Source organism: Halorubrum sp. SS7 (assembly GCF_005435055.1).
Classification (GTDB): Archaea; Halobacteriota; Halobacteria; order Halobacteriales; family Haloferacaceae; genus Halorubrum; species Halorubrum salinarum.
Genome location: NZ_SGXV01000761.1, coordinates 1 through 215, shown reverse-complemented (window position 1 = coordinate 215; position 215 = coordinate 1). Strand labels below are relative to the sequence as shown.

The following is a 215-nucleotide window of genomic DNA, read 5'->3' as shown; positions in this document are numbered from 1 at the left end:
ATCCAGCCGGCGCTGAGCCCCAGCGCCAACGGGTCGGTCCGCAGCAGGTACTCGACGAGCACGCCGGTCAGGACCAGGTTGAGCGCGATGCCGATAAGCGGCGGCGCCGGGTAGAACGGCATCTCGTAGGGGCGGTGCATGTTCGGCCGTTCGCGGCGCAGCCTGATCGCGGCCACGTTGACGATGACGAACGACAGCAGGAAGAAGAGGCTCGA

At 67.4% G+C, this 215-nt stretch carries 1 pseudogene; it reads right to left on the bottom strand.

The window, feature by feature from the left end:
- Nucleotides 1–215, bottom strand: a pseudogene (locus EXE44_RS19845) (amino acid transporter); the annotation flags it as partial.